The sequence below is a fragment of the Haloarcula sp. H-GB4 genome (assembly GCF_030848575.1).
Taxonomy (GTDB): domain Archaea; phylum Halobacteriota; class Halobacteria; order Halobacteriales; family Haloarculaceae; genus Haloarcula.
In genome coordinates, this window is the sequence record NZ_JAVDDX010000002.1 from 1,282,045 (window position 1) to 1,294,445 (window position 12,401).

General features: G+C 63.1%; 14 protein-coding genes. 8 read left to right on the forward strand and 6 right to left on the reverse strand.

What is annotated here, in order from left to right; translation table 11 throughout:
- Positions 1 to 4: 4 nt before the first annotated feature.
- Entirely contained in the window at positions 5 to 1,000 is a 996-nt protein-coding gene (locus RBH20_RS15175) for a mannose-1-phosphate guanylyltransferase (protein ID WP_306710064.1), read from the reverse strand.
- An 83-nt stretch (positions 1,001 to 1,083) separates the two neighbouring features.
- Positions 1,084 to 1,368, reverse strand: coding sequence for a hypothetical protein (locus tag RBH20_RS15180; RefSeq protein WP_306710066.1), 285 nt, complete (start codon positions 1,366 to 1,368; stop codon positions 1,084 to 1,086).
- 184 nt (positions 1,369 to 1,552) lie between these two features.
- Here RBH20_RS15180 and RBH20_RS15185 point away from each other — a divergent pair, with 184 nt between their 5' ends.
- Complete coding sequence (locus RBH20_RS15185) at positions 1,553 to 2,497, forward strand: replication factor A (RefSeq protein WP_306710068.1); 945 nt, start codon at positions 1,553 to 1,555, stop codon at positions 2,495 to 2,497.
- Positions 2,498 to 3,112, forward strand: coding sequence for an RPA family protein (locus RBH20_RS15190; RefSeq protein ID WP_306710070.1), 615 nt, complete (start codon positions 2,498 to 2,500; stop codon positions 3,110 to 3,112).
- A 46-nt stretch (positions 3,113 to 3,158) separates the two neighbouring features.
- On the opposite strand, the gene RBH20_RS15195 is transcribed toward RBH20_RS15190, so the two are convergent.
- Positions 3,159 to 3,587 (reverse strand): VOC family protein, encoded by a 429-nt coding sequence (locus RBH20_RS15195; RefSeq protein WP_306710072.1) that lies wholly within the window; start codon positions 3,585 to 3,587, stop codon positions 3,159 to 3,161.
- Positions 3,588 to 3,720: 133 nt separating this feature from the next.
- On the opposite strand from RBH20_RS15195, the gene RBH20_RS15200 reads away from it, so the two are divergent.
- Positions 3,721 to 4,155 carry a CopG family transcriptional regulator gene (locus tag RBH20_RS15200; RefSeq protein WP_004590291.1) on the forward strand — a complete coding sequence of 145 codons (435 nt, stop codon included), beginning with the start codon at positions 3,721 to 3,723 and terminating at the stop codon, positions 4,153 to 4,155.
- Here the strand turns inward: RBH20_RS15200 and RBH20_RS15205 are convergent.
- Positions 4,147 to 4,599, reverse strand: coding sequence for a DUF5814 domain-containing protein (locus tag RBH20_RS15205; protein WP_306710074.1), 453 nt, complete (start codon positions 4,597 to 4,599; stop codon positions 4,147 to 4,149). The genes RBH20_RS15200 and RBH20_RS15205 overlap by 9 nt on opposite strands.
- A gap of 372 nt (positions 4,600 to 4,971) precedes the next feature.
- Between RBH20_RS15205 and RBH20_RS15210 the strand changes: the two genes are divergently transcribed.
- The gene (locus RBH20_RS15210) at positions 4,972 to 5,250 is read left to right on the forward strand and encodes a hypothetical protein (RefSeq protein ID WP_306710076.1); all 279 of its coding nucleotides are present in this window, start codon (positions 4,972 to 4,974) and stop codon (positions 5,248 to 5,250) included.
- Positions 5,251 to 5,339: 89 nt separating this feature from the next.
- The gene (locus RBH20_RS15215; RefSeq protein ID WP_306710079.1) at positions 5,340 to 5,987 is read left to right on the forward strand and encodes a phosphoribosyltransferase; all 648 of its coding nucleotides are present in this window, start codon (positions 5,340 to 5,342) and stop codon (positions 5,985 to 5,987) included.
- Positions 5,988 to 5,990: 3 nt separating this feature from the next.
- Here the strand turns inward: RBH20_RS15215 and RBH20_RS15220 are convergent, their stop codons facing one another.
- Complete coding sequence (locus RBH20_RS15220) at positions 5,991 to 7,196, reverse strand: CBS domain-containing protein (protein WP_306710081.1); 1,206 nt, start codon at positions 7,194 to 7,196, stop codon at positions 5,991 to 5,993.
- A gap of 100 nt (positions 7,197 to 7,296) precedes the next feature.
- Here RBH20_RS15220 and RBH20_RS15225 point away from each other — a divergent pair, with 100 nt between their 5' ends.
- The 3 genes from RBH20_RS15225 (at position 7,297) to RBH20_RS15235 (ending at position 12,150) form a co-directional block, all read left to right on the forward strand.
- Entirely contained in the window at positions 7,297 to 7,662 is a 366-nt protein-coding gene (locus RBH20_RS15225) for a cupin domain-containing protein (RefSeq protein ID WP_306710083.1), read from the forward strand.
- 176 nt (positions 7,663 to 7,838) lie between these two features.
- A complete protein-coding gene (locus RBH20_RS15230) occupies positions 7,839 to 9,884 on the forward strand; it encodes a DEAD/DEAH box helicase (protein ID WP_306710085.1) in 2,046 nt (681 codons plus the stop codon).
- A gap of 79 nt (positions 9,885 to 9,963) precedes the next feature.
- Entirely contained in the window at positions 9,964 to 12,150 is a 2,187-nt protein-coding gene (locus RBH20_RS15235; protein ID WP_306710088.1) for a hypothetical protein, read from the forward strand.
- Positions 12,151 to 12,187: 37 nt separating this feature from the next.
- Here RBH20_RS15235 and RBH20_RS15240 read toward each other — a convergent pair whose 3' ends face one another.
- Positions 12,188 to 12,361, reverse strand: a complete 174-nt coding sequence (locus tag RBH20_RS15240; RefSeq protein ID WP_306710090.1) for a hypothetical protein — start codon at positions 12,359 to 12,361, stop codon at positions 12,188 to 12,190.
- Positions 12,362 to 12,401 lie beyond the last annotated feature (40 nt).

A 12,401-nucleotide genomic window follows, 5' to 3' on the forward strand; every position in this document is an offset into this window, starting at 1 on the left:
CCGCTCAGAACCGCCCGTCGTCGCGCAGTTCCCCGACCACCTCTCGGACGCGCTGGGCCTCATCTTTCGGGACCACAAGCGTCCGGTCATCAAACGACGCCACGACGAGGTCTTCGACGCCGACCGCGCTGACGTGGCCATCGCTCGCCAGCACGTTCCCATCGGCGTCGATGGTGGTTGCCTCGCCCAGCACTGCGTTTCCGTCTTGGTTGTCGAGGACGCGTTCGAAGGCATCCCACGACCCCAAGTCGTCCCAGTCAAGCGCCGCCGGAACGACGAAGGCGTTCTCGGCGTCTTCGAGCACAGCGTAGTCGATGCTCACCGGGTCAACAGCGGCAAAGGCGGCGCTGTGGTCCCCGTTGTCGAGTCGCTCAACCATGGGTGCAAGCGGTGACGACGACGCGGCGGACAGGAGGGCCGTCGGCGTCCACGCGAACAGGCCGGCGTTCCAGTAGAACCCTTCCCGGACGTACTCCGTCGCGGTCTCCCGGTCGGGTTTCTCGTGGAACGTTTCGACCGGCGCAAAGCCGTTCTCGGACGACCCGGGCTTGATATAGCCGTAGCCGGTCGCCGGCCGGTCCGGTTCGATGCCGACGGTGACGAGCCCCTCGGTTTCCACTGCGACTCGCGCGGCCGTACGTGCAACTGTCTCGAACGGCCCCGAAATTCGGTGGTCGCTCGGCAGACACAGCAGGACGCAGTCGCCGACCTGCTCGCGGATTCGGTGGGCCGCGTACACGAGCGCCGGCCCGGTGTCTTTCGGTTCCGGTTCGGTCAGTACCGCCGCATTCGGGACGCGCTCCCTGACCCCGTCGGCGAACGAGTCCCGGGTCAGCACGTAGGTCTCATCGGCGAACCCCACCCGACTGATAGTCTCGGCGAGTAGCGATTCGTCTTCCCCAAAAGAGAGAAACTGTTTGGGGCGGTCGCTCCGACTTGCTGGATACAGGCGCGTGCCAGTGCCCCCGGCTAGGACGAGCGCGACAATTGGTCGCTCCATACTCGGGCTTTGCCCAGCCAGCGCTAAAGTGTTACACTGGCGACCCGAGGCGGGGACCAGCCGAACCCACTGCCATCAGCGACTTACCACGTCTCTATCGTGCCGCCCCTGATATCCTCGACACAACCCTGGCAGTCCGGGTTCTCCGCGTCGTAGCAGACCGGCCGCCGTTGCTCGTCCATCGACACCGCACGGTACTCGGCGTGGCGGCGACAGACGATACGCGCCCGCCCTTCCTCGTCTCTGGGCAGGCCGGCCTCCGCCGACCGCTTGCCGTTTTTGTAGGCCTTCTTCGCGTCGGAGAGTTGCTGCTCGGCCGACCGCAAGGTATCCTGGATGAACCGTGCGAGTCGGTCGTCGTCGGCCATACTGACCGTTGTGCCCGGCCACAAATCAATCTTCTCGCGTGACTCGCTTGAACGCGCGTTGCTTGCTCTGAAACGACGACAACACGCTCTGTTTCACTTTCTCTGCCAGCCGAGTATTTATAACCAAAGACGACCAACCGTCGACTGTCTCCCAACGAAAACCAGGCGGAGACAGTGAAAGCCAATGACTGAGTCAGATTTGCGTACCCACGCGACAGAGATACACGAGCAGTTTTCCGACCAGCTAGAGATCGACGTCGACGACGTCGTCGAGCGACTCGATACGCTGGTGAACGATTATCAGGTCCCCATCAGTGAGGCCCGACGGAGCGTCGTCAACACGTACCTCGACGAGGCCGGTATGGACCGCGACCAGCTAGGTGGCGGCGACGGCGGCGGCAACGAGCAGGTGAACGTCGCTGACGTCGACGCCCCCGAGGAGTGGGTCGACGTCCGCGCGACGGTCGTCGAACTCTGGGAGCCACGCGCCGACGCCGTCGCGCAGGTCGGCCTGCTGGGCGATGAGACGGGGACGATCAAGTTCACGAAATGGTCGAAGTCCGACCTCCCGTCGCTCGAAGAAGGCAAGTCCTACGCCCTGCGAAACGTCGTCACCGACGAGTATCAGGGTCGCTTCTCCGTGAAGCTCAACCGGACGACCACCATCGAGGAACTCGACGAAGCAATCGAAGTCGGCGACGACAGCGTCGAGGCCGACGGCGCGCTGGTCGACATCCAGTCGGGCTCCGGGCTCATCAAGCGCTGTCCGGAGGACGACTGCACGCGCGTCCTCCAGAACGGCCGCTGTAGCGAACACGGCGAGGTCGAAGGCGAGTTCGACCTCCGCATCAAGGGCGTCCTCGACGACGGCGAGGAAGTCACCGAGGTCATCTTCGACGAGGACGCGACTGAGGAACTGACCGGTATCGCCCTCGAAGAGGCGAAGGAGATGGCGATGGATGCGCTCGACACCACCGTCGTCGCCGACGAGATGCGACAGAAGATCCTCGGCCGGTACTACCGCGTCCAGGGCCCGACCTTCGGCCGCTACTTGCTCGCTGACGAGCAGGAGCGACTGACCGGGGCCGTGGATGCAGACGAGATTCTGATCAAAGCGAGGTCGATCTAAATGGCGAGTACACCCACCCGCGAGGTCGCACGGCGCGTCTTCGCACGCGAGTTCAACGACGCGAGCTACACGTTCAAAGAATCCGACGACGACCGCGCGCCGGTGTATGTCCTCCTGCCGACTGGTCAGCGCGCTAACCGCGTGTTCCTGGTCGGGACCCTCACCGAGACCGAGGACGTCGGTGAGGACAGCGAGTACTGGCAGGGACGAGTCGTCGACCCTAACGGCGACACGTTCTTCATGTATGCCGGGCAGTACCAGCCCGACGCGGCGTCGATGCTGCGCGAACTGGAACCGCCGGCCTACGTCGCTGTCGTCGGCAAGCCACGCACATATGAGACCGACGAGGGCGAAGTGAACGTCTCGATTCGCCCCGAGTCAATTTCGGAGGTCGACGAAGCGACCCGGGACCGCTGGGTCGTCGAAACGGCCGAGCGAACCCTCGACCGGGTCAAGCGGTACAAGGAAGCCGACATTGAGGACCCGGCCACTGATGAGTACATCGCGATGGCCGACGAGGAATACGACCAACTGTCAATCGAGAACTACCGCCAGTCGGTCGTCGGCGCGCTGGAAAGCCTACAGGACGAGCAAGCCGAAGCCAGCGCGGACTGACCCCGGCGCAGTCGTCTATTTTTCGCTGCTGGTAACTGTTCCGCCGCTACGGCTCCAGTAGCTCGATTCGGTTACCCTCGGGGTCGACGATGAACATGATCGTCGTCCCGCTCTCGGTCGTCTGGGGGTCGCTGAGCGTCTCGACATCTTCGGGCAGTCGGTCGGCGACGGCGTCGAGGTCGTCGACCTCCAGCCCGGGATGGGTCGCCCCCGGCCGATTGAGGTCGGGATCGGGCATTGCCTCGCCCTTCGGCTCGTATGTCGCCAGTTCCAGACGGACGTTACCGGCGTCGAGGTGGACCAGTTCGGCGCTGGCCCCCTCGATGTCGACGGCGGTTCCGAACGCCTCGTCACCGACTGAAAAGCGGGTCAATACGTCAAGCCCCAGCACGTCGCGGTAGAACTCGACCGCGCGGTCTAGGTCGCTAACGATGATACCGAAGTGGTGGCCAGTTGCGTCGATGTCTGTCGCCATCTCTGCCGGAATCGCGGTCGGCCGACTGTTAAATCACAGCGGTTCGACTGTTGGCAGCGACGACCACCGACGAACAGGCCCGGTAGTGTCTGACAAACGATTAAATACGTTGCTGCTAAAATAGTACATAACTATGGGCAACAAAAACAAGACCATCTCCTTTCGCGTCAGCGAGGACAAATTCGAAACCCTCCGCGAAATCGCCGAGGAGCGCGATATCTCGCTGTCCGCAGTTTTTCGTGACTACGTCGACACGCTCGTTTCCCACGACGGTCAGGTGAAGGTCGCGCCGGAACACGAGTTCGAGGACGACGCAACCGAGACCAGCACCGAGAGCTTCCCGCCGAAAGTCGAAGTTCCGAAGAGCTTCGTCCGGGAGCACGAGCGGCTCGAACTCGAAGCCGAGCATCTCCGCGAACAACTGGAAGAACACAAGCGCTACGTCACCAAGCTCCGCCAGCAACTCGATGAGATGGACCAGGACGAGGTCATTCACCTCGAAGACCTCGACCAGGGCGAAGAGGATGACGCCTCCTATCGCATCGGCAGTTTCGACGACCTAGAGTAATCGCTGGCGTTTCCGCTGTACGTCTTCGGCCACGTCGTCGCGCCCATCGACGTCGGCCAGGGTTTCCACGGCTTCTAACGTTCTGACGGAGTTATCGAGGAAGGACAGCACGTCGCCCGGATAGGCATACAGCATATAGTCGTCGCTCATCACGTCAACGATGGCGTCCGGCCCCATCCCTTGCTCGCGCAGTTCCAGCAGATATGAGATGAACTTCCGCTCAGCACAGCCGCAGTGAGGGTTGGCCTCACAGTCACAGTCCAGAAAGTCCTCGGCGAAATCAAGGACCCGTTCTCTGGAGGCTTCGTCGAGCTTTGCCAGTCCCTCGCCCTGAAAGAGGATGTCCAGCGTCGCACCTTTGAACGCCCCCTTCGGGAAACTCGTCTCTAGCTGGGAGGCGAGTTGCTGGTGATTCTTGACGTAGATCTTGTCCGTGATGGCCACGCGTGCTTTTCTGTACGCGTCGGCTGTGTAAAAGCGTCTCGAAGCGGCCGATGGACTGGACAGCGTCCGATGTGCCACCGCTGTCACGCGCTCTCACGACCCACTGGTTTCCAGATTCGTAACGTATTTCTGTTCCAGCGGAATATCTATAGGTGCTTCAACAGCGTGTCCGGGCTGGGGTAGTGGCATCCTTTAGCCTTGTGGTGGCTAAGAGGCGGGTTCAATTCCCGCGCCCGGACTTAGGTCTTCTACCTGCAGATTTTGGGACTACCAGTATCTCGTGGATTCCCCCGGATGGGGCTCCTGTTGCAGTCGGCGCGACGGTGTAGTCGGACCGGAATCTACACAATCCGGCCCGCCGCCAGTACGCGTATGTCACCAACTGTCGACGAACTGCGGAACGAGATTCGCGAGGCTGTCGGGCGGTACGAACGCCCGGTCTCGACTGCTTTCACCAAAGAAGCCCTAGCGGCGATCTGCGAGGCCGTCGGGTACGACATCGACACGGATCGGCTGCCATCGAAGCCACAGATGCGGGCGGGCATTCTCTGGAAAATCGGTGAGCAGGACGATGATGACCCGGCGGACGCGGAGCAGCCCTTTCGGAAGGGTGAACTCGAAGCGATTGCCACGGCGCTGTCCGACGAGTAACGAGGCGCTTCGCTGGTACTGGCTCGTTTGACTACCCCGAAGCTGCCAGAATGCGGAAATATTTGCGTCTCGACAGCGAACTAACTAGTATGAGACGCAACCGCTCCCCGACGTTCGAGAACAGGCAGGCGGCTGGGAAACGGCTGGGAGAGGCGTTGCGCGAGCGGGACATCGCAGTCGACATCGTCCTCGCGATACCGCGCGGTGGGCTCCCGGTCGGGCGTCCCGCCGCCGACGCGCTGGACGCGCCGCTGGACATCGCGGTCGCAAAGAAGATCGGCGCACCGAACAACCCTGAGTATGCCATCGGCGCCGTCGCCGCCGACGGGTCGGTGTGGCTCAACACCGATGTCATCGAGCAACGCGAGATACCCCGGGACTACGTTGCGAGCACACGAGCGGAGATGGCGGAAGCCGCTCGGCAGAAGGCCCAGCGCTACCGCAGTTCGGAGTCGTCGCCGACACTTACCGGGAAGCGAGTCTGCCTCGTCGACGATGGTGTGGCGACGGGGGCGACGGCGCGGGCCTGTATCGAGCAGATCCAACAGGCAGACCCCGAACGAATCGTGCTCGCGGTCCCGGTCGGCTCACCGTCGGCGATTTCGGACCTCGAAGCCCTAGTCGACGAGGTGGTCTGTCTGGAAAGGCCGTCGGCGTTTCGCGCTGTCGGCCAGTATTACGAGCAGTTCGAGCAGGTCTCCGACGAGGCGGCGATGTCGTACCTCGCCGAGGAGTGACCGCTACCGCTCGATTCTTGATTCCGGCCGGACGGTCTCGGTTTCTGACTCGCCGATGACAGTGTAGTCGCTGCTTGATTTGATAATCGAAAGTGCTGTCATGATGTCAGACCGGGTGAGTAGTCCCTCGAAGGAGTCGTCCTCGTCAGTGACCAGCAGGCGTCCGACGGAGTTCTGCTGGAGCGAGGTCAGTGCGTCCATCACGTCGGTGTCCGGGCTGATCGTGATGATCTCCGTTGTCATCACGTCGCCGACGGTGTAGGCATCGCGCTCGACCTCCTGAACGGCGCGAGCGTCTTCGAGCGTCACGAGACCAACGACCTCGCCGCCACGTTCGACCGGGTAACCGGTGTGGCGCTCCTTGAACATCGTCTGGATGAGCTCCCGGACGGACATGTCCTCGGGGACCGTCGTCACGCGGTCCGCTGGCGTCATCACATCCGCGACCGTGACGCCCTCAAACGCGGCCCGCATCGAGGTTTGGCGGGACTCGCCCGCCGCCCCGATGTAGATGAAGAAGGCCAGACCGGCGAGGAAGATATTTCCGAGGACGAAGATGCCAAACAGGCCGAGGAAGACGGCGAACACCTTCCCGACTTCAGCGGCGATGGTCGTCGCTCGGGCGTAGGACCGCCGCCGGGCGAGCAGCGCGCGCAGGACCCGGCCGCCGTCCATCGGGAAGCCCGGAAGCATATTGAACGCCGCCAGTGCGATGTTCATCAGCGCGAGATAGCCGAGAATAAACCGGGCCGATTCGATCGATGTCGCCGCGCCGCTCGGAAGAATCTGGAACGCGACAAAACAGACAACGCCGATGGCAATGCTGACGATGGGGCCAGCGATGGCGATGACCAGTTCCTGTTTCCAGTCTTCGGGCATCTCGCTGAGCTGGGCGATGCCGCCGAACAGCCAGAGCGTGATGGAGTCAATGGGGAAGCCATAGCGGATGGCTACGAGGGAGTGGCCGAGTTCGTGGAGGACGACGCCGGTGAACAGGCCGACGGCTGCACCGATGCCAAGCACCCACACGAGCGCGCCGTCTGTGAGGACGGCCGCATCCAGCCCGGCGTTCAGTGTCCCATTCAACAGCTCCGTCGTCTGTTCGATCTGCGTCCCGATAATCCAGGCGAACAGCGGTAGCACGAGGAGAAACGTCAGGTCCAACTGGATGGGGATTCCAAACGCGCTTCCGATACGAAACCGGCGCATATCGAGGGATTGACGCGGGACGGTCTTAAGCCCCCTTGGCGGGACTGCCACGGTCACCGTCGCCGGTACGCCTTTGCGCTGAGCCCACGATGGATCGCACATGAGCGACCCACTGATTCGGCGGACCGAAGATATCGAATACGAACCCGTTGACGCAGCCAATGGGCTGGAAAAGGGCGTTCTCATTGGCGAGGAGAGCGGCGGCGGCAACCTCGCAATCCGTCGCTTCACGCTCGCCCCCGGCGGCAGCGTGCCGAAACACACCAACGACATCGAACACGAGCAGCACGTCCTTGCCGGACGGTACACAGTCGGTATCGAGGGCGAGGAGTACGCCGTCGAGGCGGGCGACAGCCTCCACATTCCCGCTGGCGCTGTCCACTGGTACCGCAACGACGGCGACGAACCGGGCGCGTTCCTCTGTGCGGTTCCCGCCGGCGACGACGAAATCAAACTGCAGGAGTGACCGCTATCAGTAGTTCACGGGAATAGCAACAGCTGAGAGCCAAACCGCACCACATGTAGCCGATTAGACGAGTATGCTGGATGGGACTTCTGGCTGGTCAAACCAACGGCTACAACGATAGCACCACCCACATCTAGTCCGAACCGCTCAAGTAGCGCAGTCGCCTCTAGACGACTGTGTCACAGCAGGCCGCACAGGTAGAGACGCTGTTCCTCCACGAACACGGCGAGGAGTTTCGCGTCGCCGCCCATCGGGACGGCGAGCGGCTCTTCCACGGCATCCTCGAACTGAAAGAGACCGACGCCGGTCCCCGCCCGCGTCGGCTCCGTGTCAAGGACGGGACTAGCGAGGAGCTTCGCTCGCCCGACCAGTTCGTCGACCTCGCCCGCCGTGCGGCCCGCATTCGCATTTCAGAGCAGACCGCCCCGATTGCCCGCGACCGCGTCCGCGAGATGCTCGACGCCTACCAGATTGAGGCCAAGGTCGTCCGGACCTGTCGGCTGTGTGCCTCCGACGGGCGCTACTCGCCGATTACCAGCGAGACAGCTATCGAGACCGACGACGAAACCATCTGCCCGGAGTGCGCTCGCCAGCAACTCGACCGCGAACTCGCGTTCAAAGGGAGCATCAGCGGCGACGCCCGCGACCGACTCGAAGAGTTGCTACTCGAAGTACAGGACCTCGACCGGGTGACAAACCTCCTGTCGGGCCAACTGGACCCGGACCTGACGAAGTTCGACGAGATCTCGGCGACCACCGACGAGGTCGACCCCGTTCGCGTCGATTCACTGGACCTCCACCCCGGGATGCAGGAGCACCTCGAATCCCGGTTCGACACGCTGTTGCCGGTCCAGAGCCTCGCCGTCGAGCACGGGGCCACGGAGGGCCGCGACCAGCTGGTCGTGAGCGCAACGGCGACGGGGAAGACACTCATCGGCGAGATGGCCGGCATCGACCGCGTCCTGAACAACAAGGGCACGATGCTGTTTCTCGTCCCACTGGTCGCCCTTGCGAACCAGAAATACGAGCAGTTTCAGGACCGCTACGGCGACATGGTCGACGTGTCCCTTCGTGTTGGTGCGAGCCGCATCGCTGACGAGGGCGGCCGCTTCGATCCCGAAGCCGATGTCATCGTCGGGACCTACGAGGGGATCGACCACGCGCTCCGGACTGGCAAGGACCTCGGCACTGTCGGGACCGTCGTCATCGACGAGGTCCACACGCTCGGTGAGGACGAGCGGGGCCACCGGCTCGACGGGCTGATTTCCAGACTCAAATACTACTGCGAGTCCGGCGGTGCGCCCGACAGCGGCGACACGCAGTGGATCTATCTCTCGGCGACAGTCGGCAACCCCGGTCAGTTGGCTGACCAGCTTCGAGCGACGCTCATCGAGTTCGAGGAGCGACCGGTCCCAATCGAGCGCCACGTCACGTTTGCCGACGGCCGCGAAAAGATCGAGACCGAAAAGAAGCTTGTCAAGCGGGCCTTCGACAACAAATCCAGCAAGGGGTACCGTGGCCAGACTATCATCTTCACGAACTCTCGGCGGCGCTGTCACCAGATTTCACGCAAACTGGAGTACAGTTCTGCGCCGTATCATGCTGGACTGGACAACCGGAAGCGCCAGCGTGTCGAACGGCAGTTCGCCGACCAGGACCTCGCAGCGGTCGTGACGACGGCGGCGCTGGCTGCTGGGGTCGACTTCCCCGCCTCGCAGGTTATCTTCGACTCGCTGGCGATGGGGATCGAGTGGCTCACCGTCCAGGAGTTCAGCCAGATGCTCGGCCGGGCCGGCCGCCCGGACTACCACGACAAGGGGACCGTCTACATGCTGGTCGAGCCTGACTGTTCGTACCACAACAGCATGGAGATGACCGAGGACGAGGTGGCGTTCAAGCTCCTGAAAGGCGAGATGGAGCCAGTCATCACCCGCTACGACGAGGGTGCGGCCGTCGAGGAGACGCTGGCGAACGTCACCGTCGCCGGCAAACAGGCCAAGCGGCTCAACGACCGGATGGTCGGCGAGGTGCCGACGAAACACGCGCTGGGGAAACTGCTTGAATACGAGTTCATCGACGGCCTCTCGCCGACGCCGCTTGGGCGGGCTGTGACCCGCCACTTCCTCGCGCCCGACGAATCGTTCCAGTTGCTTGATGGCATCCGCAAGGGACAGCACCCCTACGAAATTGTCGCCGACATGGAACTACGCGACGAGCACTGAGCTGATCGTGGCTGCCGGATCTGTCGGCCGAGTATCCTTTCGGCGTACATTCTTGTAGCGGCACGTACTTCCGGTGTCCATGGGCCTGTTCGATAGGATCCGTCGCGCTGTCGGTGGCGATGACTCGTCGACCGACAGGGACGAACAGGCGGCCGGGGGCGACCCGCCGTCCGACGACGGGCCGGAACTACTTGATACAGCGACGCTTAATCCGGCGACCTTTCGCGAGTACGCCGAGAACGTCGTCGATGGTGCGGACCCGCTGACGTTCGACCCCGATGCGCTTGCCCGCCTCGATACGGCAATCGAGGAGAGCTACGGTGGCGAGACCGTCAACGACACCGCGGGGACGACGACGTACACCGAGAACACGGTTCGGTTTGGGAGCTATCTCGGCGAACTCCTCGTGCGGGCGTACGACGGCGAGTGGGTCCAGTCCGACGGCCGATGGGTCGTTACCGTTGCCGGCCCGGATGACCAGGTCCCTGTCGCGGTGTTCGACGTGGCCGCCCGCTCGTTCGGCGACAAGCCGGTGTTTGCGGCCGTCCCAACACGTCTGGAATCCGAACTGGCATTAGATAGCATCCATCGTATCGACGGTGACAGACGGGCAGATGCGGAGACGGGAGAAACCGATACCGACAGCGTCGTCTCCAAGCCGACGCGGATCGTTAGCCGCGTTGACGACGAACAGGCGGATGAGCGCGAGGTTCCACCCGAACCGACGGCGACAGACGAACGAGGTGCGGCAACCGCCAGCGATACCACTGATTCTGCGCCGTCTCAGACTGTCGAAACGAAGCCGACCCGCATCGTCAAACGGGTCGAATCCGAGTCGGAAGCCGACGACCGGTCGGACGATACCGACCCCACACCCGTCGTCAGTGGGGTCGCTGACGATCTGGAGAACGAGCCACCGTGGGGCAGTGACGACCCCGACGACTGGACTTCCGATAGCAGCGGTAGCACAGACCCCGATACGACCGATTCAGCATCAGATGATGCTGGCAGTGAGCCGCCAGCCGCTGAAACTACTGAAGAAGAATCGACTGTTGAGCCCAGTGACAGGCCGGCGGCTGACGACACCGCCGCTGAGCGGTCGGCGGATGATACCGCCACAGAGTGGTTGGCTGATGAGGCCGCTGATGAGCAGCCAACAGTTGAGACGCTGGCCGAGGAGTCAGCCCTCGATGATTCTGCGGATGAACCGGTTGCTGACACGACTGATGCTGTCGAAACGACGACCGATGCGGCCGCAGCCGACGAGCCGGCTGCGTATATCGACGAAGCGGAGTCGTCGTTCGATAGTGTCACAGCGTCCACCTCTGATGAAACGCCAGCGGCCGAGGCACCGCCTGAAGACTCGGCTGTCGACTCCCGCGACGAGGATGGAACTGGTGACATCACGCCCGCGGGGGCGACAACTGACACAGCCGCTGACGAAGCAGCGACGGACACAGCCGACGACACCTCGACCGACGCAGCGATGGACGACGAGCCGACCCGCGATAGCTCGCCGGATGCGTTGTCAGATGCCGTTCCAGACGCAGAGGCAGCTGCCGAAACGACGGCTGACGAGTCACCTGCAGACATCACCGACGCGAGGGCCGATGATACCCCGGCAGCCGTTTCGGACTCTGACACCACGGAGCTGTTCGATGACAGTCCCAACACACCGGCTCCTGTCGCGGATGTCGACGCGACCGATGCCAGCGAGCACGCAGCGTCACAGGACGTAACCGCTGATGAGACGGCTGCGACAGCAGATGCCGATGAGAGTGAACTGTCCGCACCCAGTGACAGCGATTCGACCGCTAGCTCGATGGCCCGTCCGTGGGATTCCGGCACGGTCCGAGCGGACCACGCCGAGACCGCCGTCGAGTTCGCCGACTTCTGGGGCGAGCACGACCTCGATTTCTCGCCGGCCTCGCTTTCGCGGCTCGACGACCTCGTTGACGCGGAGTGGGACGACGAGCGCTTCGCCGAGACGACCTTCGGGAGCGATACGTCGTTCGACGACCGCGCGTTCACCAGCGTTGTGCGGGAACTCGGCGGCTACTTCGGCGAAGTGCTCGTCCGGCACCTCGACGGCGAATGGACCGACCAGACGGACCACGAAGCGGCCGTCGTCGTCGGCGGACCGGACGGACAGTTCGCCGTCCCCGTCTTCGAGGTCGCGATAACCTCGCTTAGAAAACAGGCGGTGTTCGGTCGGAGCTACGACGCCCTGCTCGACGATCTTGGCCGTGACGGGCCGGCACGGTGAGCGATGTGATTCCTGGTCCGTCGTTTCCCCGCTGTTGCTAGCCAGACAGGGGGAGGACGGACGGACTCCCACACTCCGGGCACTCGTCGTGGTCCGTGTAGAGGCGCGTTTCACACTCGCTACACTGGTGGGTGGCCTCGTCGTCGGACGCCTTTTCGACCTCCTGTTTCAGCTCCTCGACCTTTCGACCGATATCGTTGAAAAGGCTCATTGTAACATATTCGGCCCGGACAGGGATAAACGTCGGCTGC